General features: G+C 45.3%; 26 protein-coding genes and 1 tRNA gene. 7 read left to right on the top strand and 20 right to left on the bottom strand.

The genetic code is table 11. The annotated features are described in order from the left end of the window. Window positions 1-398: 398 nt before the first annotated feature. A tRNA-Met gene (locus IT393_11320) sits at window positions 399-475 on the bottom strand. A gap of 309 nt (window positions 476-784) precedes the next feature. Between IT393_11320 and xseB the strand changes: the two genes are divergently transcribed. The 7 genes from xseB to IT393_11285 are packed head-to-tail and all read left to right on the top strand — an operon-like array spanning window position 785 to window position 7,767. Further along, entirely contained in the window at window positions 785-1,042 is a 258-nt protein-coding gene (gene xseB / locus IT393_11315) for an exodeoxyribonuclease VII small subunit (protein ID MCC7203233.1), read from the top strand. Continuing rightward, window positions 1,017-1,937 carry a polyprenyl synthetase family protein gene (locus tag IT393_11310; protein MCC7203232.1) on the top strand — a complete coding sequence of 307 codons (921 nt, stop codon included), beginning with the start codon at window positions 1,017-1,019 and terminating at the stop codon, window positions 1,935-1,937. Before xseB ends, IT393_11310 begins: the two co-directional genes overlap by 26 nt. A 14-nt stretch (window positions 1,938-1,951) precedes the next feature. Then, on the top strand, window positions 1,952-3,844 hold the full coding sequence (locus IT393_11305; protein ID MCC7203231.1) for a 1-deoxy-D-xylulose-5-phosphate synthase: 1,893 nt from the start codon (window positions 1,952-1,954) through the stop codon (window positions 3,842-3,844). Next, entirely contained in the window at window positions 3,829-4,575 is a 747-nt protein-coding gene (locus IT393_11300; protein MCC7203230.1) for a TlyA family RNA methyltransferase, read from the top strand. Before IT393_11305 ends, IT393_11300 begins: the two co-directional genes overlap by 16 nt. A 1-nt stretch (window position 4,576) precedes the next feature. Continuing rightward, window positions 4,577-5,539: a GDP-mannose 4,6-dehydratase gene (locus IT393_11295; protein MCC7203229.1), complete on the top strand. Its 963-nt coding sequence runs from the start codon at window positions 4,577-4,579 to the stop codon at window positions 5,537-5,539. 4 nt (window positions 5,540-5,543) lie between these two features. Continuing rightward, complete coding sequence (locus IT393_11290; protein ID MCC7203228.1) at window positions 5,544-6,845, top strand: UDP-glucose/GDP-mannose dehydrogenase family protein; 1,302 nt, start codon at window positions 5,544-5,546, stop codon at window positions 6,843-6,845. Between the two features lies 1 nt (window position 6,846). After that, window positions 6,847-7,767, top strand: a complete 921-nt coding sequence (locus tag IT393_11285; GenBank protein MCC7203227.1) for an NAD-dependent epimerase/dehydratase family protein — start codon at window positions 6,847-6,849, stop codon at window positions 7,765-7,767. Here the strand turns inward: IT393_11285 and IT393_11280 are convergent. The 19 genes from IT393_11280 to IT393_11190 all read right to left on the bottom strand — a co-directional run bounded on the left by IT393_11280 (window position 7,751) and on the right by IT393_11190 (window position 23,294). After that, window positions 7,751-7,972, bottom strand: coding sequence for a hypothetical protein (locus IT393_11280; GenBank protein ID MCC7203226.1), 222 nt, complete (start codon window positions 7,970-7,972; stop codon window positions 7,751-7,753). The two genes, IT393_11285 and IT393_11280, sit on opposite strands and share 17 nt — an antisense overlap. A 48-nt stretch (window positions 7,973-8,020) precedes the next feature. Next, window positions 8,021-9,292, bottom strand: coding sequence for an MFS transporter (locus IT393_11275; protein MCC7203225.1), 1,272 nt, complete (start codon window positions 9,290-9,292; stop codon window positions 8,021-8,023). After that, window positions 9,289-10,593, bottom strand: a complete 1,305-nt coding sequence (locus tag IT393_11270; protein MCC7203224.1) for an FAD-binding protein — start codon at window positions 10,591-10,593, stop codon at window positions 9,289-9,291. The genes IT393_11275 and IT393_11270 overlap by 4 nt, the downstream gene beginning before the upstream one ends. Before the next feature lie 75 nt (window positions 10,594-10,668). After that, on the bottom strand, window positions 10,669-11,457 hold the full coding sequence (panB, locus tag IT393_11265; GenBank protein MCC7203223.1) for a 3-methyl-2-oxobutanoate hydroxymethyltransferase: 789 nt from the start codon (window positions 11,455-11,457) through the stop codon (window positions 10,669-10,671). 223 nt (window positions 11,458-11,680) lie between these two features. Continuing rightward, the gene (metF, locus tag IT393_11260) at window positions 11,681-12,544 is read right to left on the bottom strand and encodes a methylenetetrahydrofolate reductase [NAD(P)H] (protein ID MCC7203222.1); all 864 of its coding nucleotides are present in this window, start codon (window positions 12,542-12,544) and stop codon (window positions 11,681-11,683) included. Beyond that, complete coding sequence (gene folD / locus IT393_11255; GenBank protein MCC7203221.1) at window positions 12,541-13,398, bottom strand: bifunctional methylenetetrahydrofolate dehydrogenase/methenyltetrahydrofolate cyclohydrolase FolD; 858 nt, start codon at window positions 13,396-13,398, stop codon at window positions 12,541-12,543. Before folD ends, metF begins: the two co-directional genes overlap by 4 nt. Window positions 13,399-13,444: 46 nt before the next feature. Further along, window positions 13,445-14,050: a 5-formyltetrahydrofolate cyclo-ligase gene (locus tag IT393_11250; protein ID MCC7203220.1), complete on the bottom strand. Its 606-nt coding sequence runs from the start codon at window positions 14,048-14,050 to the stop codon at window positions 13,445-13,447. Beyond that, window positions 14,035-15,747: a DNA repair protein RecN gene (recN, locus tag IT393_11245; GenBank protein ID MCC7203219.1), complete on the bottom strand. Its 1,713-nt coding sequence runs from the start codon at window positions 15,745-15,747 to the stop codon at window positions 14,035-14,037. Before recN ends, IT393_11250 begins: the two co-directional genes overlap by 16 nt. Window positions 15,748-15,765: 18 nt before the next feature. Further along, complete coding sequence (trxA, locus tag IT393_11240; protein ID MCC7203218.1) at window positions 15,766-16,095, bottom strand: thioredoxin; 330 nt, start codon at window positions 16,093-16,095, stop codon at window positions 15,766-15,768. A 57-nt stretch (window positions 16,096-16,152) separates the two neighbouring features. Then, complete coding sequence (locus tag IT393_11235; GenBank protein ID MCC7203217.1) at window positions 16,153-17,523, bottom strand: S41 family peptidase; 1,371 nt, start codon at window positions 17,521-17,523, stop codon at window positions 16,153-16,155. Window positions 17,524-17,554: 31 nt separating this feature from the next. After that, complete coding sequence (locus IT393_11230; protein ID MCC7203216.1) at window positions 17,555-19,609, bottom strand: peptidoglycan DD-metalloendopeptidase family protein; 2,055 nt, start codon at window positions 19,607-19,609, stop codon at window positions 17,555-17,557. Window positions 19,610-19,628: 19 nt separating this feature from the next. After that, the gene (locus IT393_11225) at window positions 19,629-20,264 is read right to left on the bottom strand and encodes an ATP-binding cassette domain-containing protein (GenBank protein MCC7203215.1); all 636 of its coding nucleotides are present in this window, start codon (window positions 20,262-20,264) and stop codon (window positions 19,629-19,631) included. Further along, the gene (locus IT393_11220; protein MCC7203214.1) at window positions 20,261-20,512 is read right to left on the bottom strand and encodes a hypothetical protein; all 252 of its coding nucleotides are present in this window, start codon (window positions 20,510-20,512) and stop codon (window positions 20,261-20,263) included. The genes IT393_11225 and IT393_11220 overlap by 4 nt, the downstream gene beginning before the upstream one ends. Next, window positions 20,506-20,877, bottom strand: a complete 372-nt coding sequence (locus IT393_11215; protein ID MCC7203213.1) for a YraN family protein — start codon at window positions 20,875-20,877, stop codon at window positions 20,506-20,508. The genes IT393_11220 and IT393_11215 overlap by 7 nt, the downstream gene beginning before the upstream one ends. Further along, the gene (locus tag IT393_11210) at window positions 20,865-21,473 is read right to left on the bottom strand and encodes a ribonuclease HII (protein ID MCC7203212.1); all 609 of its coding nucleotides are present in this window, start codon (window positions 21,471-21,473) and stop codon (window positions 20,865-20,867) included. The genes IT393_11215 and IT393_11210 overlap by 13 nt, the downstream gene beginning before the upstream one ends. Next, window positions 21,466-21,816, bottom strand: a complete 351-nt coding sequence (gene rplS, locus IT393_11205) for a 50S ribosomal protein L19 (protein MCC7203211.1) — start codon at window positions 21,814-21,816, stop codon at window positions 21,466-21,468. The genes IT393_11210 and rplS overlap by 8 nt, the downstream gene beginning before the upstream one ends. Next, complete coding sequence (trmD, locus tag IT393_11200; GenBank protein MCC7203210.1) at window positions 21,813-22,550, bottom strand: tRNA (guanosine(37)-N1)-methyltransferase TrmD; 738 nt, start codon at window positions 22,548-22,550, stop codon at window positions 21,813-21,815. The genes rplS and trmD overlap by 4 nt, the downstream gene beginning before the upstream one ends. Then, window positions 22,540-23,088: a 16S rRNA processing protein RimM gene (gene rimM, locus IT393_11195; protein MCC7203209.1), complete on the bottom strand. Its 549-nt coding sequence runs from the start codon at window positions 23,086-23,088 to the stop codon at window positions 22,540-22,542. Before rimM ends, trmD begins: the two co-directional genes overlap by 11 nt. After that, window positions 23,064-23,294 (bottom strand): KH domain-containing protein, encoded by a 231-nt coding sequence (locus IT393_11190; GenBank protein MCC7203208.1) that lies wholly within the window; start codon window positions 23,292-23,294, stop codon window positions 23,064-23,066. The genes rimM and IT393_11190 overlap by 25 nt, the downstream gene beginning before the upstream one ends. Window positions 23,295-23,350 lie beyond the last annotated feature (56 nt).

The following is a 23,350-nucleotide window of genomic DNA, read 5'->3' as shown; positions in this document are numbered from 1 at the left end:
CTCTTCTGTCCAGTTAAAGCACCCCTCTGGTGCAGGGTTGTTATCAACGAAGGTCTGCACATCCTGATATGTATAAGACCAGGATGTACAGGGAATAATGAAAATCAGAAAGAGAACTGCAAATACCCTCTTCATCACCCATGTCCTCCATTAGTTTGGCCTATACCCTATATGGCAGCTTGAGCTGGCAGTAGACAGCCCGTGCGTGAAACGTAAAATAGCAGTAACTTGACCTCACTGTCAATAGAGATAATTAGACGTTTTAATATATGTTTCTATAATGAATCAATAATGCATCGTTATAAAACTTCACCCCTGATAATATCTATTGACGGATCAGTTTCAGGAAGAAGCCGTGAGGAAGCGAGGGGTGATTAGGGGATGTGCTGGATTTATTATGGTGGCGGTGGGTGGAATCGAACCACCGACACGAGGCTTATGAGACCTCTGCTCTAGCCGACTGAGCTACACCGCCTTGATTTTTTGTTGAAAAACATCCATCTGCGGCGTCAGGCCTTAAAATTTGAGGCTCAACGTACATAAAGTACGCCTCACCTCAAATTTTAAGGCCTTCCTTGCATCTGGACGTTTTTGAACAAAAAACAGTTAATGGCTTAACAAACCACTGGGCAACCTGGCTACATTATCAAACCAATTACGAAGAATCACCAATTGCCGGGCAGGATAGACATTAATAAATTTCCTGGAGTTTGTCAAGGTAAACAGTGTCTTTGAATAATTTCTTGACGTCCTTACCCCTCCTTGTATTATAATACCTTAACCTATGGAAAAAGAAGTAAAATTTGAAAAGGCTATGGAGAGGCTTGAGGAGATTGTTCAGACCCTCGAAAAAGGGGACATGCCTCTTGAAGAATCATTGAAGATCTTTGAAGAGGGGATAAAACTCTCAAAGACCTGCATGACTAAATTAGATGAGGCAGAGAAAAGGGTTGAAATCCTTATGAAGGATAAGGACAAGGCGGTCTTAAAGCCCTTTGGCACTGAATCTAAAATAAATGATAACAGTGAAAACGAAGGATAAGTCTATCCTTAGCTCATACCTCCAGTCAAACAAGGAGATAATAGACGGATACCTTCTGAGACTTTCGGGCATCCCCGGGAATATACCCCATACATTGTATAATTCAATGCACTACAGCCTCGCTGCAGGCGGAAAGAGAATAAGGCCTATACTTGCAATAGCTTCATGTGAAGCAGTTGGCGGCAGGATAGAAGATGTTATACCTGCTGCTGTTGCCATAGAAATGATTCACACCTATTCTCTTATCCATGACGACCTCCCCTCTATGGACAATGATGACCTCAGGAGGGGGAAACCTGCGAACCACAAGGTCTTTGGTGAGGCAACCGCAATACTTGCCGGCGACGGCCTGCTGACTATGGCTTTTGAAATACTTTCCGGAGCAGATAATGTAGAGGCGAACAAACATGCAGACAGGCGTCTCCGGATCATACATGAAATTGCAGCCGCCGCAGGACCAGAAGGGATGGTCGGCGGGCAGCAGTTAGACATGGAAAACGAAGGAACGATTATGGATATCAGGGAACTCGAAGAACTACATCGCAGGAAGACCGGCGCCCTTATACTGGCGGCCATACGGGCAGGCGGAATTTCAGGTGGTGCAACTGAAACTCAACTGCAGGCGCTTACAGATTATGGCGCTAAGACCGGACTGGCATTTCAGATTGCAGATGATATCCTTGATGTGGAAGGTATTGAACAGGAAGTTGGCAAGTCATTAGGCAAGGATGCAAGACAAAACAAGAGCACATATCCGGCGATTACAGGATTGGCTGAATCAAAGATCCTGGCAGAAAAACTCATAAACGAGGCTCTGGCTGCCCTGGACTCTTTCGATGATAAGGCAAACCACCTCAGGATGATTGCCGGCTATATCATAGCAAGGAACAGTTGAACGGGAATTATAAAGTGAAATACCTCGACACAATAAACAGCCCTCAGGACCTTAAAAAAATACCCAAGGAACATCTTCCGCAGCTCGCAGAAGAGATTCGTGAGCGTTTGCTGGAAGTAGTCTCCCGTACAGGCGGGCATCTTGCTTCAAATCTTGGTGTTGTCGAGCTGACAATTGCCCTCCACTATATCCTCGATACCCCTGAAGACATGATTGTCTGGGACGTCGGCCATCAGGCATATGTTCACAAGATGTTAACCGGCCGCAGGAGCGAGTTTCATACACTCAGACAACATGGAGGCATAAGCGGTTTTCCAAAAATGGATGAAAGCAGCTATGACTCATTCAATGTCGGACATGCCGGGACATCCGTATCAGCGGCGCTTGGAATGGTTGAGGCTCGGGACAAACTGGGCAAATCCAACAAGATTGTAGCTGTGATAGGCGACGGGTCCATGACAGCCGGCATGGTATTTGAGGGGCTTAATCACACAGGTGACTTAAAGAAAGACATTATCGTCATCCTAAATGACAATGAGATGTCTATTTCCCGCAATGTCGGGGCCATATCATCCTATTTGAGCAAGATTATAACAGGATCATTTTACACAAAGGTCAAACAGGAAACAGAGTTTATTATAAAGAATATCCCCCGCATAGGAGAGCCTATGCTGAAGGTTGCGAAAAAAGCTGAAGAATCTGTAAAAGGACTGGTAGGTCCCGGGACATTATTCGAGGAACTTGGGTTTAGGTATATCGGCCCTATTGACGGACACAGATTTGATCACCTCTTCCCGACTCTTGAGAACATAGCGAATCTTAAGGGACCTGTTCTCGTGCACGTTGTCACAAGGAAGGGGAAGGGTTATCCTCCTGCAGAGAATGACCCGGCATCTTTCCACGGCATCCCGCCTTTTGATATTAAGACAGGGAAACCGTTGAAGAAATCTGTTGTCCCGACCTATACAAAAATATTCAGCCAGGCTTTGACAAGACTTGCTGAGATAAATGATAAAATAGTTGCGATATCAGCCGCCATGCCCGAGGGTACCGGACTTAATGCCTTTGCAGAGAAATTCCCGGACAGGTTCTACGATGTAGCCATTGCAGAACAACATGGGGTGACATTTGCCGCAGGATTGGCTTCAGGAGGATATCATCCTGTCGTTGCAATCTACTCTACATTCCTTCAACGCTCATATGACCAGATAGTTCACGACGTATGTCTTCAAAACCTCCCTGTGACATTTGCGATTGACAGGGCGGGTGTGGTCGGAGAAGACGGGCCTACACACCATGGGACATTTGACATAAACTTTCTGAGGCATATACCCAATATTGTGATAATGTCGCCCAAGGATGAAGATGAATTACAGCACATGCTTTCTGCATCAATCAGCTACAATGGCCCCTCTGCCGTCCGCTATCCGCGGGGGGCGGGTGTGGGGGTGGAAATGAAACAGCAGTTTATGCCCGTAGAAATCGGAAAGGGAGAGATTATTACGGATGGAAGTGATGTAGCCATAATTGCGCTGGGCAATATGGTCTATCCCGCATTAGATGCAGCCCGGATTCTTAAGAAGAATGGAATTGACGCTGCTGTTGCAAATGCAAGATTTGCAAAACCTCTTGACGAGGAAATGATTTTAGAGCTTGCAAATAAATGCGGTTATATCGTCACTGTAGAGGATGGCACCCTCGCAGGTGGATTTGGCAGCGCAGTCATGGAGGCCCTTGAGAAACACGGGGCAGCGGATATTCACGTAAAAAGGATTGGACTTCCTGACAAGTTTATCGAGCATGGCACTATAAAGGAATTACACCAGCTATATGGTCTTGATGCAGACAGCATTGCGAAGGTAGTATCTTTCTTCATCCCCCGTTTAGTAAAATGGGGGAAGGTGTGAAAGAGCGACGTCTGCGGCTTGACGTCCTCCTTGTTGAACGCGGACTTGCAGAAACAAGACAGAAGGCCCTGGGGGTCATACTCTCCGGCAGTGTGTACGTTGACGGCACCCTGACAGATAAGGCGGGCACTTTATGCAATGAGAGCGCTGAGATCAGCATCAGGTATCAGATGCCGTACGTCAGCCGGGGCGGACTTAAACTGGAAGAGGCTGTAAGGCATTTTAATCTGGATTTAACGGGTATGACGGCAATGGACATAGGCGCATCAACCGGGGGTTTTACAGACTGTTTATTACAAAATGGGGTTAAAAAGGTCTATGCCATTGACGTCGGCTACGGCCAATTGCACTGGAAGCTAAGGGACGACCCAAGGGTGATTAATCTGGAAAAGACCCATATACTTAAGTTTGACTGGGCAGCCGTTACAGAAGCAATTGATATAGTTACTATTGACGTATCGTTTATTTCTCTTACAAGGATTTTGACATCCGTATGGGAGCATCTTTCTCCTCCCTCTTTGATTGTTGCGCTTGTCAAGCCTCAGTTTGAGGTTGGAAAGGGAGAGGTCGGGAAAGGGGGTATCGTAAGGGATACCGCCAAAATATTGAGCGCCGTAAATAAAGTCATTCAGTTTGCCGAAGGGATTGGGTTCAGGATCAGGGGGAGCGCCCCCTCCCCTATCCCCGGCCAAAAGGGGAACAGGGAATATCTGGTGGTAATGGAGAAATGATTTGAAAAATATCCTTATTACAGGCGGTGCAGGATTCATAGGGTCTCATCTCAGTGAAATGCTCCTTAAGGAAGGTTCAAGGGTAATATGCCTTGACAACTTTGATACATTCTATGACCCTCAGATAAAGAGGGAAAATATCAGAACCCTTCATGAAAACAGACAGTTTACATTGATTGAAGGTGATATCAGGGATTTAAAACTCCTTGCCGATATATTCAACGCAAACAATATAGATGTTATAGTCCATATTGCTGCGCGTGCAGGGGTCAGGCCATCAATTAAAGAGCCTCTTTTGTATTACGATGTTAATGAAAGGGGTACGATGAACCTTCTTGAAATGGCAAAAAACCATCATATAAAGAAATTTATATTTGCATCATCATCATCAGTATATGGCGAAAATAAAAAAGTCCCGTTCAGTGAAGATGACAATGTGGATTTCCCGATATCTCCTTATGCTGCAACAAAGAAGGCAGGAGAGCTTATTTCTTTTACATATCATCACCTTTACGGGATACCCGTGTGCTGCCTCAGATTCTTCACTGTTTACGGACCCCGCCAGAGACCGGAGATGGCTATACACAAATTTACCAGGCTGATCTATGAGGGTAAAGAGATACCCGTGTATGGTGATGGGACATCGAGGCGGGACTACACATATATTGATGATATCATCGCGGGCATAATGGCATCTCTCAACACAGAATTTGGGTATGAGATTGTCAACCTTGGTGAGTCAAAGACCATTAGACTCAATGAGCTGATTTCGCTTATTGAAGTAAATTTAAAGAAGAAGGCTGTCATTGAATGGCTTCCTGAACAGCCAGGAGATGTGCCGGTTACATTTGCCGATATTAATAAGGCAAGGAAACTACTCAGTTATACCCCGTCTGTGGACATTAAGGAAGGTGTGGGCAGGTTTGCAGAATGGTTTTTAAAAAGGGAAAAAGGGAGGAAATGAAATTATGGACATAGGCGTGATTGGCGCTGGGTATGTTGGTCTTGTTACAGGAACATGCTTTGCAGAGTTCGGATTGAACGTTACCTGCGTTGATATGAATGAGGCGAAGGTCAACCTCCTGCAAAAGGGGGTCGTACCTTTCTATGAACCCGGACTTGAAGAGCTGATGCGAAAGAATATCAACGAGGGCAGGCTGCAATTTTCGGGAAATACAGCGGATACTATAAGAAAATCAGATGTTATTTTCATTGCCGTTGGAACACCGTCACTTGAGGATGGCTCGGCTGACCTCTCTTACGTGGACTCTGTTGCAAAAACAATAGCAGAAAATCTTCAAAGTTACAAAGTAATAGTTACAAAGAGCACTGTGCCTGTGGGGACAGGCGAAAGAATAAGAGATATTATCAAAAATATAAACAGCAATTGTGAATTTGATATTGTATCCAACCCTGAGTTCCTTCGTGAGGGGTCTGCTGTCGAGGATTTTATGAGGCCTGACAGGATAGTTATAGGCTCCGGCAGTGAACGGGCAGCATCTATAGTCAGAGACCTCTACCGTCCCCTCTACATAATTGAGACTCCGTTTATTATGACCGACATAGAAACGGCAGAGATGATAAAGTACGCCTCAAACGTGTTTCTCGCAGCAAAGATATCATTCATCAACGAGATGGCCAACCTGTGTGAAAAGGTCGGAGCTAATGTCCAGGTGGTGGCAAAGGCAATGGGACTGGATAAAAGGATAGGCCCAAAGTTCCTTCATGCCGGACCAGGATTTGGGGGTTCATGCTTTCCAAAGGATGTCAGGGCGCTGCTGCAGATTGGTGAGAGCCACGGTTATGACTTCAAGATTGCACGCAGTGTAATTGAGGTCAATATAACACAGAAGAATCACATGATCACCAGGATCGAACATGCGCTCCGTGGAGCAGGAGGCAAGACACTCGGTGTACTTGGCCTTTCTTTCAAGCCAAATACAAATGATATCAGGGAATCGCCTGCCATTCATATTATAGATGGTCTTGTTGATATTGGCGCAAACATAAGAGTTTTTGATCCGGCTGCAATGGATGATGCAAAAGCCGTACTCGGAAATAAAGTCACTTATTGCAATGATGCCTATGATACAGCTACTAATGCTGATGCCATAATACTCATCACAGAATGGAATCAGTTCAGAAACCTTGAGTTGGAGAGATTAAGAGGTCTGTTGAAACATCCGGTATTTATAGATTTAAGGAATGTGTATGAACCTGATAGGATGAGGAAAAACGGGTTTGACTATTATTCAGTAGGGAGGAGCTGAAATGCGTGTTCTTGTTACAGGCGGTGCTGGGTTCATAGGATCTCATATAGTTGACAGGCTTATACTGGAAGGACATACGGTATCTGTTATAGATAACCTCTCAACAGGCAAAACCGAAAACCTCAATCCTGCAGCTGAATTCTATAAACTGGACATTGAAAATCCGAGGATTGAGAAGGTATTTAAGAAGGAAAAACCTGAGGTAATCTGTCATCTGGCCGCACAGATGGATGTCAGGAGATCAGTTGCCGATCCTGCATTCGATGCAAAGACAAACATACTAGGGATGATTAATCTCCTTGAATACGCCGTTCGTTATGGAACCAGAAAGGTCATCTTCTCGTCAACAGGCGGGGCTATATACGGTGAGGGAGGCCCCTACCCTACGGCAGAGGACCACGCGGCACGACCTGTCAGCCCCTACGGAATAAGTAAATTAACCGGCGAACATTATCTCTATTATTATCAGGTGATGCATGGTTTAAAGTATGTTTCACTGAGATATGCAAATGTCTATGGCCCGAGACAGGACCCTTTTGGGGAGGCCGGTGTAGTAGCCATATTTACAAAGAAGATGCTTAGAAATGACCAGCCGCTGATCAACGGAAATGGGATGCAGACACGCGATTATGTTTATGTAGAGGATGTTGTTAATGCAGTAATGCGGGCTATAGAGAATGACATATGCGATATCTTTAATGTCGGCACAGGCATAGAGACAACAGTAAATGAGCTTTTCAGGATCCTGGTTGAACTGACAGGGAGCAATGTGCGCGAGATGCACGGGCCTGCAAAGAAGGGGGAGCAGATGCGGAGTTGTCTGAGCTTTGACAAGACAAGAAAAACACTGGACTGGGAGCCATCAGTGCCACTCAGGACCGGTCTTGCAAATACTGTTGCGTTTTTCAGAAACCGGCAGTAGCGGGCGGAAACTGCCCGCCATCAGGAGCATCTTCTTCTGCAGAAATCGAACTTATACAGTCAACAGGAATCGTGACCCACTGACCATCACCCTGCAATTCAACTGAAGTTTCCGTCACTTCGACTAACAGACCTGTGTACGCAATATCGTTTGCTATAATCCTTACCCTCTTGCCTGTCATTGAGTTAATAGGATTTTCGTACATATCGTCACTATAGCAAACATAAGAATGTGTAGCAAGTTTGACATAAACCTACGCTGTTTCATTTTTAATCTGGCGATAGCGCTTATGGGCAGTTCTTATCCTGTTTCGACTCAGGAAAAGGATCACAGCAAATATAAATACTACGGCTGCACCAAAGCGTATCGCAAACCTGGGGCCGTAGTGTTCAGTGAAATAGCCGACTTCAAGATGACCGAGCGGGGCAAGCCCCATGACCATAAGGGCATATATCGCCATCACGCGTCCACGCAGCCTGTCATCAGCCAGTCGCTGTATCGTGGTATTTATCATGGCCATCTGTGAAATAAGCCCCAGACCGGCAAATAACAGAAGAAGAAGCGCAATTGCCAGATTAACCGTAAACGTGAACATAACCAGACTCAGGACAAAAAGAATGTTACCACCGAGGATGAACCATGATGCCCTGATTTGTCTCGAATAGGCGGATACAAGGACCATGGCAATCACGGCGCCGATACCGGTTGCGGAATAGAAGTGGCCGAGGACTGTGGCATCTGCACGATAGATATTCCGGGCTATTATGGGAAGCATCGAAGAATAGGACCATCCAAAGACTGAGGTTACGCCCACGAATAACAAGAGGGTACGGATTACCGGCTCGGAAAAGGCATACTGTATTCCCTCCCTGATAGCTGTCAGGGTACTTATCTCAGGCACCTGAGCCCTCTCGTTATCAATTCGGATGAAAAGCAAGGCGATAATGACCGCGATGTAGCTGAGGCCATTGATGATAAATGTCCCGCCTGTACCGACAAGGGCAATAAGTATTCCTGCAAAACCAGGGCCGATGACACGGGCAGCATTAAAAATTCCGGAGTTGAGCGCAATAGCCGATGCAAGCGCATCCCTGCCTACCATTTCAATGACAAAGGATTGCCTGGCAGGGACATCAACAGCGTTTACAGTGCCGAGGAGAAACGCCAGTATGACAATCTCAGTCACAGTAATGATATTGAGTAATGTAAGAACACCCAGGATAAGCGCAAAACACATCGAGGCTGTCTGCGTGAAAAGCAGGATCTTTCTTTTTGGGAAACGGTCCACCATCACGCCTCCCAGGAGAGAGAACAACAGGCTTGGAAGCATAGATGCCGCAGCTACAAGGCCAAGGAGAAATGCAGAGCTGGTAAGCTGTAACACGAGCCAGCCCTGTGCAACTGTTTGAAGCCAGGTGCCGCAAAGAGAGATAAGTTGTCCGCTGAAGTAGAGCTGGTAATTACGCACCCTCAGGGCAGGAAATGGAATGCAGAGCTTACTCTCTAAACTATGTTGTTTATTCAAGACGGCCAAATCTTACCAGGGTTCAGGATGTTGTTCGGGTCGAAGGTACGTTTAATTCCCTTCATGATCCCTATCACCTTATCGGATACTTCCATAGGAAGGAAAGGGGCCTTGGTCATTCCTATGCCATGCTCTCCGGAAATGCTGCCTCCGAGGCTTAATGTAAGCTCAAATAACTCGTGTACCGCCTTTTTGGCACGCCTGAACTCCTCTTTATTTTTGTCATCTGTCATTACATTGATGTGGAGATTGCCGTCTCCGGCATGACCAAAGGAGACTATCTGTACCTTATTGCCTGATGCAATCATGCCGACCCCGTTCATCAAATCACAAAGTCTGCTGCGGGGGACTACAATATCCTCATTGATCTTTGTAGGATTTATCTTATAGAGCGCAGGCGACACAGACCTGCGGGCTGTCCAGAGCCTCTCCCTGTCCTGAGGAGTCCGTGCGGCAGAAACAATGACAGCCCCTGACTTCCTGCACACATCCTCTATACTGTGCAACCCCTCTTCAAGCTGTGTCCCCGGGCCGTCAACTTCACAAATGATCATTGCCTCGCCCTGTTCCCTTACAGATTCCGGAAGGAGTTCACGTACTACACTTATTGATGAGTTATCCATAAACTCGATTACTGACGGCCTTATACCAGACATTATTATATGATCAACCGCCGCTATGGCATCATTAACCGAGGTAAATATCGCTGCTGCAGTAGCCGTCTTTTCCGGTAAAGGTATGAGCCTTAGTATCGCCTTTGTAATAACCCCGAGTGTTCCTTCTGAACCTGTCAGGAGCCTTGTGAGGTCGTATCCGGCCACACTGCGGGGCGCCTTTGTCCCGGTAAAGATGATGTCTCCTGTGGGCAGGACTACTTCAAGCCCCATAACATAGTCCTTGGTCGTACCGTATTTGACCCCTCTGGCACCCCCGGCTCCAGTGGAAATATTTCCACCTATTGTGCAGAAATTCACACTCGATGGGTCAGGCGGATAGAACAATCCCTCAGCTTCAGCGGCCTTTTGAATATCTCTTGTAACTACCCCTGGCTCGGCAACGATATAAAAGTCTTTCGTGTTCACCTCAAGGATCCTGTCCATCCGTTGTAATGACAGAATTATCCCGCCTTCTGCAGGTACAGAGCCACCTGCAAATCCGCTGCCGGCTCCTCTTGGTATCACGGGGATCTTTTGACTATTCGCAATTTTTAAAATTGACGCAATATCCTCAGGAGACTTCGGCATCAACAGGGCATCAGGCAATTTCTCAATGCGGGTTGCGTCATAGGAGTAACATATCATGTGTTCCGGGTCGGTTATGACTGCATCACTGCCCAGTTCATTCCGCAATCTGTCTATGATTGAAGGTGATATCACTCAGTAACTCTCGTCAGCGGAAGGAAATATGCCGTTTTCTACATCTTCCTTAAAGCGTTTTACTGCATCAGTGCATATATTCCTCATTGCGGCATATTGTCTTACAAATCTGGGTACAGGCTGAGGAGACAAACCAAGAAGATCATTTATGACAAGCACCTGACCGCCACATTGGGCCCCGGCGCCGATTCCAATAGTGGGTATGGTCAGCGTATTTGTAATTTTTGATGCGAGACCTGCCGGAATGCCCTCAAGTACAACTGCAAAGACTCCGGCATCTTCAAGCATTGCTGCATCACTCAGAATCTTCTCTGCAGAGGAATCCTCCCTCCCCTGCACCTTATACCCGCCCATTTGATGGACTGACTGGGGAAGAAGACCCAGATGTCCCATAACCGGAATTCCTGATGAAATTATTGCCCTGATTTTGTCTATAACAGCAGATCCTCCTTCAATCTTGACTGCTGCTGCCGAGCCTTCTTTAAGAAACCTTCCGGCATTTCGCACCGCATCTGATACTGACGTCTGATATGACATAAAAGGCATGTCCCCTACAACAAGGGCATTTTGAACCCCCCTTGAAGCAATCCTGGTATGATATATCATCTCATCCATTGTGACATGCAATGTCGTTGGATAACCCTGCACAACAGTTCCGAGTGAGTCTCCGACAAGGACAATGTCAATGCCGGCTTCATCAATCAGCCTGGCAAAGGTGCAGTCATATGCCGTAAGCATGGTAATCTTCCGGCCATCATGCTTTCTTCGACGTATGTCCGGTACAGTAATTTTCACCTGAAAATGCTCCTATTCACCCGTAATTCCCACAGAACCTGTCCCCGCAGGATTTGAGTACCCGTCATTCCCACATAAGTGGGAATCCAGAACCATGCCGTCGGTCTGGATTCCCGCTTACGAGGGAATGACATTTTCATGAACCCTGGTGAGCCCTGTGCTGTGAGCTTGTCGAACAGTCGAAGGGCTCATGACGGTTTACGTGAAATCTCTGTGATTACATCATCTTTAACTCTCTCAATATTGCAATAGTTGCCGGGGAGCGGTTCAGTGTGTAGAAATGTATTCCAGGGACTCCTCTTTTCAGAAGCTCCCGGCATTGATCTGTCGCATATCTGATGCCTATGTCCATTACAGCCGCCGGATTATCACTTGCAGATTCGAGCCTGTTTTTCAGGTCCACCGGTATTGTGGCTCCGCATAATGATGTAAAGCGTTCAATCTGGTCCACACTCGTGATAGGCATTATGCCCGGTATAACCGGTATGGCAAGCCCGATCTTTTGAGTCCGCTCAATAAGCTCAAAGTAGTACCTGTTATCAAAGAAAAGTTGAGTTATGAAAAAATCCGCCCCTGCCTCTGCCTTCATCTTCATGCAGTTTGTATCTTCCTCGAGACTCCTGCTCTCCTTATGTCCTTCAGGAAAGGCCGCTGCACCGATGCAGAAGTCGTAGTTTTTAACTATGTGCATTATTAATTCATTGGAGTGGTGGAAGGCCTCATGCCCTCTGTCAAGCCCCTCCTGCTGTGGGATGTCCCCTCTCAGTGCAAGTATGTTCTCTATGCCCTGGTCCCGCAGTTTTGACAAAATGCTGTTTATTTCTTTTTCTGAGCTGTTCACACAGGTAAGGTGTGCCATAGGCTCAATACCCAGTTCATGTTTAATCCTTATTACAAGGTCAACAGTCTTTTCCCTTGTACTTCCACCTGCTCCGTAAGTTACGGACACAAATGCGGGTTCCAGCCTGCGCAGGTTTTTGATAGTCTCATACAGGTTTTTTTCGCCCTCAGGACTTTTAGGCGGAAAAAACTCAAAAGAAAACAGGGGAGGCTTATTATTCAGGAGCCTGCTTATTTTCATTGCTTGCCTGCCATATGCCTTGCAGCCTTTACCGTATTATATAGCAGCATTGCTATCGTCATAGGCCCTACTCCGCCCGGGACCGGAGTTATCCATGACGCCTTTTCTGATGCACGTTCAAAATCAACGTCTCCAGCCAGCTTGCCGTCAGCCTGCCTGTTGATTCCAACATCAACAACCACAGCCCCTTCCTTTATCATATCGCCTGATATCATGTGAGAACGTCCGACCGCTGCTATCAGGATATCCGCCTGCCTGCAAACCTCCTGCATGTTTTTAGTCCTTGTATGGCATATTGTAACAGTCGCATTTCTGTTCAGGAGCATAAGCGCTACCGGCTTGCCTACTATGTTGCTTCTGCCTACTATAACGGCATTTTTCCCTTCAACGGTTATATGATAATGATCAAGCAATTTGATAATTCCAAGCGGAGTACATGGTACAAGCCCATCCTGTCCGGTAATCAGCCTCCCCATGTTGATTTCATGAAAACCATCCACATCCTTCTCAGGAGAAATTGCTTTCAGCACATTATCTTTATTAATCCGTTCCGGAAGAGGAAGCTGCACCAGTATGCCATTAATTTTGTTGTCGTTATTAAGCCTTTCAATAAGGCGAAGCAACTCGTCCTCTGATGCATCCTCAGGAAGTCTGTGCTCTTCCGAATAGATGCCAGCAGACCGGCAGGCCTCTCCCTTATTTCTTACATAAACCATAGAAGCAGGATTGTTTCCCACAAGCACTACTGCAAGACCCGGGTGAATACCCTCGTGCCTGAGTTTATTAACCTCTTTTGCTATATTTTCTATGATATGCCTTGCTACTGACTTTCCATCAATAATCTTTGCTGACATAATCCTCATCCTTTCAAACATGTAACGTTGCCTCTTATGGGCAACATCATGCCGGCTCTGAAGGCCTGCACTGCTTACAACGTATTACGCGATCTTCAGTTACTATCATGTCCACTTCTACATCATGCAGCCCTACCGGGATATAGTCAACCATCTGCAGTTCAAAAGCGAGGGCCGTCAGTACCGGTCTTGTATGTTCAGCTTCGAGAAGTCTGTCGTAATAACCTGCACCATAACCAAGCCTGTGACCCGTCTGATCAAATGCAACACCCGGAAGCACCATGAGATCCACATCTTTAAGGTCAATATGCCTTATGGCTTCAGGTCTGGGTTCATGGATACCATGGTGCATGAGCATCAGGTCCCTGTCATAATCTGACAATCTTGAAAGCAGCAGGCGTCTTTGCCTTCTGTCTGTCACAGGCACTACAACATCCTTACCCAGCAGCAATGACTTCCGTACGGCCTCCTCTGTTATGACCTCACTCTTTATTGTAAGAAAAAAATGTACTGTATCAGCCTTCTTAAATTCATCAAGACTCATTAGATTATTGCATATTTTCCGGCTAAGATTGATTCTCTCTTCTGTGGTCAGGTTGTCACGCTTTGTCAATACCTGATGCCTGATCTCCTTTTTTAATGTTGCGAGCATATCCTGTTTTTTGCCGGCCCTGGTTCATTTCCGTCAGTAACCCTGTTAATCATCTCTTCAGCATACCTTAATGCAGTTCCCGTTTTTTCACTTCCTCCAAGCATCCGGCTTATTTCTTCAATCCTTTCCTCCCGGTCCAGCAGCCTCACCCTTGTCACTGCCCTTTCACCTGCAACAACCTTTTCCACATGGAAATGCGAATCAGCGAACGCAGCAATCTGAGGGAGATGAGTTACACAAAATAACTGATTGCCGCCTGACAGTGACTTAAGCCTTTTGCCTACCTCCTCAGCTACCCTGCCGCCGATACCGGCATCAACCTCATCGAATATAAGAGTCTGAGCACAATTAATGGAATGAATCCTGCTCTTGATAGCAAGGAGTATCCTTGAAAGCTCGCCGCCTGACGCCACCCTTGTCAATTGCCTGGGTCCCTCATTCATATTTGCGATCATGAATTCTACTGAATCAACGCCATCCTGAGATAAGGGAGTATCCTCAATATTAATCACGAATCCTGTCTTCTCCATGGCAAGACTGGATAATTCACTCATAACCTCTTTTTCAAACCTGCCCGCAGCATCCTTCCTCTTTTCTGAAAGCTCATCTGCAAGCGCGCATACATCCTTACGCACTATCCCGATCTCTTCAGTGATGAGCGAGACATCATGGTCTATTGACTCAATAGATTTCAGATCCCTTTCAAGCCTCTCCTGTAGAGACAGAATATCTTCAATGGCAGGACCATATTTCTTCTTCATTTTGTCAATGAGATATATGCGTTCATTAACTCTTTCCAATCTCTCCGGATCATGCCTGATCCTGTCCAAAAACCTCCTTATGCCTTCGGATGCCTCTTTAATATTTACCCTGGATGTCCTGACCAGCTCAGCAGTACCGGTCATCCCTTGATCAATACATGATATATCAGACAACAAACGTTCTGCCCTGCTGAGCAATGCAAGCACTGACTCGTCGTTTTCATAAAGAATACAGTATGCATCATGACTTAAAGCTGAGAGATTTTGAGAATTGTCAAGGATATTGCGTTCCGCGGCAAGATCAGTGTCTTCACCAATCCTGAGTGAAGCGGTCTTAATCTCTGCTTGCTGAAATCTTATCAGATCCTCTCTTTCCTTCTTCCTGATAATATTGTCCTCAAGCATGCTGAGGCGTCGCTGAAGGTCATCAAGCGTTCTGAACCTTTCTGCAAACCTGCCCCTCAGTTCTGTCAACTTGCCGAACGCATCCAGATAATTAACGTGCGTCTCTTTATTCAGCAAAGACTGGTGCTCATGCTGGCCATGTATGTCAATCAACTGACTGCACAGATCACTCAGGACTGAAAGAGTTGACAAGACCCCGTTGATATACAGGCGGTTCCTGCCGCTCCTGCTGATACACCGCCTCACAAGAAGTTCCTGACCGTTATCCTCAATTCCATACTTGTTTAATTTTAACTTATACTGATTTTGCTCAGGGACTTCGCTGTAGAAAACACCTTCTACAATGGCCTCGTCACAACTGTCCCGGATAACGTCCGCAGAGCCTCTGCCGCCGGTCAGCAGGTCGAGCGCATCAACAATTATTGACTTGCCTGCTCCTGTTTCACCAGTAAATACGGCAAAACCTTCAGTGAATTCAAGATTAAGCTCATCAATAATGGCAAGGTCTTTAATCCTCAATGCCCTGAGCATTTTGAAGTTAGGAAATAATCAGGATGCTAAAAGGGAATCTATCTTTTCCTTATACTGAACTTTAGACAGAGCCCCGACTAATTTATCAACGCCCTTACCGTCTTTAAAAAACATTATTGTAGGTATGCCCATAATCTGATAACGGCTTGCAATCTCCGGGTTTTCATCGGTATTGAGTTTTACAATCCTGGCCCTGCCTTCATAATCTTTTGCAAGTTCGTCAACGATAGGTGAGACCATTCTGCAGGGACCACACCAGACTGCCCAGAAATCTACGACCACCAGTCCCTTTGCCTGCAATACCTCAGCATCCCATGTATCTTTTGTAACCGCGCTTACATTTCCCATAAGAATCGTCTCCTTTCATGTCAATCATACAATCCGGCGTTGTCATGTCATAATATTCTATCTGGCAGATTTTGCCTGCGTTTCTGAAGGCGCAATTCCTTTAAAAATATTCCAGCCTTTTAATAAATCCACAGCCCTTTGCAGCTGATAATCCTGCTTTTCAATATCACCTTCCTGAGGTTGTTCAGTTACATTATCACCATTACCACTTCCCCTGTCTTTGTCTGAAGGTTTCGCTCCACTATCCAAATCTTCATCAATCATCTCATTCTTCAGGTGCTTTTTCAGGTCTTTTTCCCTGATAAATTTGCCATCCGCTTCATCACGCCCTGATGCCGGCTTGACTACAATGTTCGGAGTGATTCCAGTATTCTGAATGGATATACCCTTTGGCGTATAATACTTTGCTGTAGTAAGCCTCATCCCGGAACCATCACTTAGCGTAAACACTGTCTGAACAGACCCCTTGCCGAACGTCTGAGTCCCTAACACAACAGCCCTTCCCCAATCCTGAAGAGCGCCGGCAACAATTTCTGAAGCGCTTGCACTCCCCTCATTAACAAGCACAACAATAGGATAATCTTCCCTGGCATGTGCTTCAGAGGCCAGATATTCTTCCTTCTCGTCATTCCTGCCTTTTACAGAGACAACAAGCTTACCTTCCCTGAGAAACAATTCAGAAACCTGGATTGCCACCTTCAGCAATCCTCCTGGATTGTTCCTCATATCTATGATGAGTGACTTGATTTTCTGTTTATCAAGGTCGTCAAGAGCCTTTCTCAGATCTTCTCCCGTACGCTCCTGAAATTGAGTAATTCGCACATAACCGATATCCCCCTCAATTACCTTGTGTTTAATGCTCTTTATCTTGATAATGTCCCTTACGATAGTAAATTCAAGCGGTTCTTTCTCGCCCTCCCTCACGATTGTCAGTTTTACCTTTGTATCCTTCGGACCCCGCATCTTATTGACGGCATCTTCCATATCAAGATCCTTTGTTACAGTGTCATCTATCTTGAAAATATGATCGCCTGCTTTGATACCGGCCCGCCATGCAGGGGTGTCTTCAATTGGTGCAATGACTACAAGTTTCTTGTCTTTCATACCTATCTGTATGCCTAATCCGCCAAATTCCCCCTTGGTATCAACCTGCATTTCCTTGTAACTTTCAGGCGACATAAAACTGGTATGAGGGTCAAGTTCTGAAAGCATTCCCTTGATTGCCCCGTAAACAAGGTCCTTTGTCTTCGTTTCATCTACATAGTTTTTTTCTACAAGCGACAGCGCCTCTGCAAAGACCCTGAGATTTTCATAGCTCTCACCACCGAATACAGGGTTCCCGAAGCCCTTCCCGAATATTACCCACACACCGGCCAGGAGTAGAAACAATAATACGACAACCCCTGTTCTCACCCTCTGCTTTTTCATTGACATACTATTTATCCTCCCGATTTCCAGGTCACCCTTTTGCAAGCCAGGCAATAGGGTCTATAACCTCTCCCTGATGCCTGAGTTCAAAGTATATGCCATCTCTGCCTGCATTATTACCTCTTCCGGCAACAGCCACAATCTGTCCTTTCTTCACTTTTCCGCCTCTTGAAACATTAATCTTTGATGCATGTCCGTAAATTGAATAATAACTGTTTCCATGATCAATTATAAGTGTGAGCCCATAGCCCTGAAGCCAGTCTGCATACGCTACAACACCGTCAAATGCAGCCCTGATATCCCTTGAGCCCCTGGCAGCAATCTCTATACCCTTCTTAAAAACATATGCATCAAACTCCGGATGCCTCTGCCGGCCAAATGAGGATATGACATCTCCCTCAAGAGGCCATGTCAACTGCCCCTTACTCCTGCCAAAACCGGTCCCTGCAACAGGCAGATCATGGCTGCGCTCCTTTTCGTATGATGAAATAAGTTTTTTGAGGGCTGCTGACGCAGATGTAAGACGCCGTATTTCTTCTTCATACTCTGCCTTTTTCCTTTGAATGCCGACAAGCTGCTGTTTGTCCTGTCTGATATCACGTTCAATGGTCGCCTTGTCTTGAACAATGTTACCCTTTGCAAGCATGAGATTCTGGTGTCTCCGGTTTAATGATGACAACCTGCTGTTCAGCTCTCCTATGTCATCATTCAGGCTTGTCATTATTCGGTTGGCCTCACCAATCAGACTATCCTGATATTTTAACCGTATCTTATAATCATTATAGTCGGCAGATGACAATAGAAGCTCCGCAGAACCGCTGTGCCTCCACATGTATGACTTATAAATCTCCTTGACAACTCCGGATAATTCCATTTTTTTTCTGTCCAGATCAGAAGACAATGACTCTACATTTTCGTGCACAGTCATGATCTCCTCCTTTTTCTTTATAATATCCCTGCTTACCTTTTTAAGCTCCTGCTTTTTGCTTCCCAGGTTTATTTCCTTACTTTGAAGCTTGCTTTTAACCCTCTTTTCTTCTTCAACCGCCTTTTTAGTGGCTTTTTTCCTTTCCTTAATCTTTTTATCTACATCAAGCAACTTCTTCTGGCTCTGTTCTATCTCTTTCTCAATTACCTGAACCTCCTTACCCTCAACCTCATGTATATGGGTAATATTTAAACATAAAATCAAAAATAAAGCTATACCCGTCAGCCTCCCTATTGATGTCCAGCTCCCAAAGCAGCCCACGATAACACCAGTGATTAGAATTGAAATGACTCCCATTAATGAAATAAAACTGAATTCAAGACCACCAAGCCACACGTACACAGTTGACGGAATCTTATAGATTATAATCCTGTAAATACCGTATAATATGACTACAGAACTACCTGCGCTAATCAACCCCAATATACCCCCCTCAACAATATATGGTATCCTGATAAAAAGCCTCGTAGCTCCTGCAAGCTGCATTATCTCAATCTCATCCCGTCTCATCAGGAATGTCAGCTTTATAACATTAGAAACGATAAACAATACCAGCAGAAGCATTATTCCACCGACAATAAGGCTCAGCACCCTCAATACGGTTACAAGTGCATTCAGCCTTTCCACCCATTCCTTGCCATATTCAACATCATCAATACCGTTAATCCTCCTCAACTTCTCAGAAAAATTGCGCATGGCATCCGGGTTTCTGGAATCAGGAACTAATTTTATCCTGAATGCATCAGGCAAAGGATTATCCTTCAAGCCTTTAATGACGCCCTGAAAACTGGTCAGATCCCTCGCAAACATGCCAATAGCATCATCTTTTGAGATAAAAACAACAGCCTCCGTCTCATGCATCTTCCCAATTTCAGACTTGACGTCCATGAGATGTTCATCTGTCTCATTTCCCGAAGAAAATGCCACTACCTCCATATCACTCTTCAGTGTATCTGCAAAAATATTCAGATTATGAATTGACAGGAGAAATAGTCCGAATACCAGAAGGATTATTGAAATTATACCGGCGGCTGATATGGTAGTGTATTTGTTGGATCTGATCTGTTTTATTGCTTCCTGGATGCTGTATAAAAGCATAAAATGGCTTAATTCCCTCTTATTGGGTCAATCTGATTATCCGTTTTCCTGTCTTTTCGGCTGTTCCCAGGTTATGCGTGGCAACTATAACTGTCGTACCCGTACTATTAATTTTATTAAAGATGTTGTATATCTCAAGAGAACTATCTGCATCAAGGCTGCCTGCAGGCTCATCTGCCAGCAATAGTACTGGATCATTTACAATAGCCCTTGCTGCAGCTACCTTCTGCAATTCCCCTCCCGATAGGCTGTATGGATATGAGTAAATCTTATCACTCATCCCGACAAGCCTCAGGGCTTCACTTACCCTGTAATCAATCTCCTTTTTATTGTGGCCGCAGACCTTCAGCACAAGCGCAATATTTTCAAATACGTTCTTATTGGACAGGAGTCTTCCATCCTGAAAAATAAATCCTATGCTCCTTCTAATAAAGGGGATACGTGACTCCTTTACTGTGGTGAGATCTTCGTCCATAAACATGACGGAACCCGAATCGCATTTTTCTATACACATAAGCAGTTTCAGCAGGGTACTCTTGCCGGAACCTGTAGGCCCGCAAATAAATGCAAATTCTCCTTTTTCAACGGAACAGGTAAAATCCTTAATTACCGGTATACCTCTGTACGATTTTGTTATATTGCGAAACTGTATCACCTTGCCATCCTGCCACTCTGAATCTCCTGAATCATTTCATTGTGCTGTTCCTTCATCAGTCTTTCCACAACATCCCTGAATCCTTCCATCTCGAGCAAATAGACATAACTTGTCTTTCTGCTCGTAATGAGAACCCCGCAGCAATATATCCTGGTCAGTATCATTGGATTATTAATACCGCCATCTTCCGTCTGAACGTGATATACCTTTCCGTTATAATTTACATCACTGTTTACACCGGTTACCATATGCTGCCTTCCGGAAGGATAAAAGCATCCTTTAGCAACTCTACCCTGTTCTCGATTATAGACAATACGTCAAAACGGCACGGCTGATTATTTATTCCCTCACTGGCAATATAAGATAGCGCCACTCTCCCAAGCCTGCGTTGTTTCCTCTCATCAACAGCGTCTGCAGGCAGGCCATGTTTATAGTTATTCCTTGTCTTTACTTCAATAAAAACGAGGGTATTACCTTCCCGTGCAATAAGGTCAATCTCACCAAAACGGTTTCTGTAATTCCTCGCAATGATATCATACCCGCTTATCGCAAGGTACTCTTCTGCCAGTAACTCGCCATCCCTGCCCTTTGCCCTGTTATTCAATCTTGACATCCGGGTATCTTTCCAATAAAACTCTCACGGTGAATTTTACACGGTCCGAATTTTCTCAACTGCTCAATATGTTCCGGTGTTCCATAACCCTTGTGGGTGATAAAATTATACTCCGGAAAAGAGAGATGATATTCCGCCATAAGCCGGTCTCTTGTTACCTTTGCAATAATTGATGCTGCAGCTATGGTAAAACTTAATGTATCACCTTTAATAATGGACAACTGGGGTATTGACAGGTCTTTTAGAGGTACTGCATCAATCAACAAATAATCAGGATGTATCGCAATTTCTTCTACTGCCAATTTCATGGCCTTAATAGTAGCATTATAAATATTTATCTTATCTATATCCTGATTGTCTACTATACCGACGCCTATGCCCATCGCATTTGCACTTATTATATCAAATAAGCGCTCCCTTCTGACAGGCGACAGCTTTTTCGAATCATCAACATCTTCAATAAAATATCCGGCATTGAATATGACCGCAGCGGCTACAACCGGGCCGGCAAGACACCCCCTTCCGGCCTCATCAATTCCGGCGACATTTGTATACCCCTGCCGGTATGCATCATTTTCAAATGACAGGTCAGGCAATAGCGTCCTTATCAGCAATACGCATGGCCCGGCCCTTCTTCGATCTGATATAGTAAAGCTTGGCCCTGCGCACCTTACCGCTCTTGAGGATTTTTATATCCTGCACATACGGTGAGTAGACAGGAAACACACGCTCAACTCCCACACCGTACGAAACCTTTCTGACAGTAATTGTCTTTCTGTTATTTTTGCCCCGTCTCGCTATTATATTACCCTCAAATACCTGGGTACGTTCCCTGTCACCCTCTATAACCTTTACGTGCACCTGCACTGTATCGCCAATATTGTATGGCGTTATGTTTTTCTGCATCTGTTGTTTTTCCAGGCGTTCTATCACATTCATTGTTCTCTTTCCTCCTTAATTTCCTCAAGTAATTTTATGTCTTCATCTGACAAGACCGCCTTGTCAAGCATATCAGGACGTTTGTACAAAGTATTTGCAAGCGCCTGCCGCCTTCTCCATATTCGTATCTCCTCATGATTCCCTGATTTCAGGACTGAGGGCACGCCCATTTTTCTCAACTCTTCGGGCCTCGTATAGTGCGGATAGTCAAGCAGTTGATTAAATGACTCATCCACCACAGAAGAGCTGTCTCCAAGAACACCCGGGATCAATCTGACTGCAGAATCAATGATGACAAGGGCTGCCAGCTCACCTCCGGTCAGCACATAATCACCAATGGATATCTCCTCGGGCGACAGGTATGTCCTCACCCGCTCGTCTATACCTTCATAATGTCCGCATATTAAAACTATCCTTCGTTTATCCCTGCTCAACTCCGAAGCCATATCCTGATTATACCGCATTCCCTGTGGGGACATAAGGAGTATGCGAAGGTCATTCTCCTCTTCCCTGATTGAATCAACCGCCTTCAGTACCGGTTCTGCCTTTAAAACCATGCCTGCGCCGCCGCCATATGGATAGTCATCGGCAGTACGATGCCTGTCAAACGTATAATCCCTGATATTGACAACCCTGACATTTAACAATCCTTTGGCCTGGGCCCTCTTAAGGATGCTCTCCCCAAACACAGGGGATATCATCCCAGGAAAGAGAGTCAGAATGTCACATCTCAATTAAACCATCCATCACGGCAATGACCATGCGCCTTTTCTTTGTATCAACATCCTTTATAACATCACGAATTGCAGGGATTAAATATTCGCGATCATTATTCCTTACAATATAAACATCGTTACTACCGGTTGTAATAATCTCTTCGACCTTTCCGAGCCTCACCCCGCCGGTCGTAAACACCTCAATTCCTATTATCTCATAATGGTACCATCTATCCTTGCCAGGTTCCGGAACCTCGTCTTGCGGTACGGATATGTAACTTCCAACAATATGTTGTGCATCAGATGCCGATAAAACTGTTGACAGTGACACAACAAAACCACCCTTAATGGCTTTGATATTTTTTATGCAGGATTCCTTTGTTTCTCCATTTTTTGAAACAATGTAAACTTTATTCAGAGAATAAATCCTGTCCGGGTCATCTGAGAGCTGTACTACCTTGACATCACCTCTTAAGCCATGAATCCTCGCTATAAAGGCTACTGCAACAAAATCACTGTCGGTTCCCGGGGCTATTCCAGTATCTCCAGTACGCACCTTTTCCCGAGCTTTGTGCCGGCTGCACTTAGTATTGTCCTCATCGCCCTTGCTGTTCTGCCCTGTTTACCGATAACCTTGCCAATGTCTTCACGGGCAACTCTAAGCTCAAGAACCGTAGCCTTCTCTCCTTCAACCTCAGCAACAGTAACTTCCGATGGACTGTCAACGAGCGCTTTAGCTATCAATTCTATCAGCTCTTTCATAACTCCCGCCTCCGTTTCCTGTCAAACCATCTGTCAACTGAAGAAAGTCATTATGG

Source organism: Nitrospirota bacterium (assembly GCA_020851375.1).
GTDB lineage: Bacteria > Nitrospirota > 9FT-COMBO-42-15 > HDB-SIOI813 > HDB-SIOI813 > RBG-16-43-11.
The sequence above is the reverse complement of the archived record's forward strand: the minus strand, read 5'-3'. Positions and strand labels throughout refer to the sequence as shown.

Excerpts from the sequence above, each read along its gene's own strand:
- IT393_11190 (MCC7203208.1), bottom strand. The coding sequence starts at position 23,294 with ATGAAAGAGCTGATAGAATTGATAGCTAAAGCGCTCGTTGACAGTCCA.
- IT393_11215 (MCC7203213.1), bottom strand. The coding sequence starts at position 20,877 with ATGTCAAGATTGAATAACAGGGCAAAGGGCAGGGATGGCGAGTTACTG.
- metF (MCC7203222.1), bottom strand. The coding sequence starts at position 12,544 with ATGAAAATAAGCAGGCTCCTGAATAATAAGCCTCCCCTGTTTTCTTTT.
- IT393_11285 (MCC7203227.1), top strand. The coding sequence starts at position 6,847 with ATGCGTGTTCTTGTTACAGGCGGTGCTGGGTTCATAGGATCTCATATA.
- trxA (MCC7203218.1), bottom strand. The coding sequence starts at position 16,095 with ATGGGAAATGTAAGCGCGGTTACAAAAGATACATGGGATGCTGAGGTA.
- IT393_11300 (MCC7203230.1), top strand. The coding sequence starts at position 3,829 with ATGGGGGAAGGTGTGAAAGAGCGACGTCTGCGGCTTGACGTCCTCCTT.
- IT393_11235 (MCC7203217.1), bottom strand. The coding sequence starts at position 17,523 with ATGAAAAAGCAGAGGGTGAGAACAGGGGTTGTCGTATTATTGTTTCTA.
- IT393_11280 (MCC7203226.1), bottom strand. The coding sequence starts at position 7,972 with ATGTACGAAAATCCTATTAACTCAATGACAGGCAAGAGGGTAAGGATT.
- IT393_11250 (MCC7203220.1), bottom strand. The coding sequence starts at position 14,050 with ATGCTCGCAACATTAAAAAAGGAGATCAGGCATCAGGTATTGACAAAG.
- IT393_11220 (MCC7203214.1), bottom strand. The coding sequence starts at position 20,512 with ATGGTAACCGGTGTAAACAGTGATGTAAATTATAACGGAAAGGTATAT.
- IT393_11270 (MCC7203224.1), bottom strand. The coding sequence starts at position 10,593 with ATGATATGTTACTCCTATGACGCAACCCGCATTGAGAAATTGCCTGAT.
- xseB (MCC7203233.1), top strand. The coding sequence starts at position 785 with ATGGAAAAAGAAGTAAAATTTGAAAAGGCTATGGAGAGGCTTGAGGAG.
- IT393_11290 (MCC7203228.1), top strand. The coding sequence starts at position 5,544 with ATGGACATAGGCGTGATTGGCGCTGGGTATGTTGGTCTTGTTACAGGA.
- IT393_11230 (MCC7203216.1), bottom strand. The coding sequence starts at position 19,609 with ATGCTTTTATACAGCATCCAGGAAGCAATAAAACAGATCAGATCCAAC.
- recN (MCC7203219.1), bottom strand. The coding sequence starts at position 15,747 with ATGCTCAGGGCATTGAGGATTAAAGACCTTGCCATTATTGATGAGCTT.
- IT393_11310 (MCC7203232.1), top strand. The coding sequence starts at position 1,017 with ATGATAACAGTGAAAACGAAGGATAAGTCTATCCTTAGCTCATACCTC.
- folD (MCC7203221.1), bottom strand. The coding sequence starts at position 13,398 with ATGTCAGCAAAGATTATTGATGGAAAGTCAGTAGCAAGGCATATCATA.
- rplS (MCC7203211.1), bottom strand. The coding sequence starts at position 21,816 with ATGAATGTGATAGAACGCCTGGAAAAACAACAGATGCAGAAAAACATA.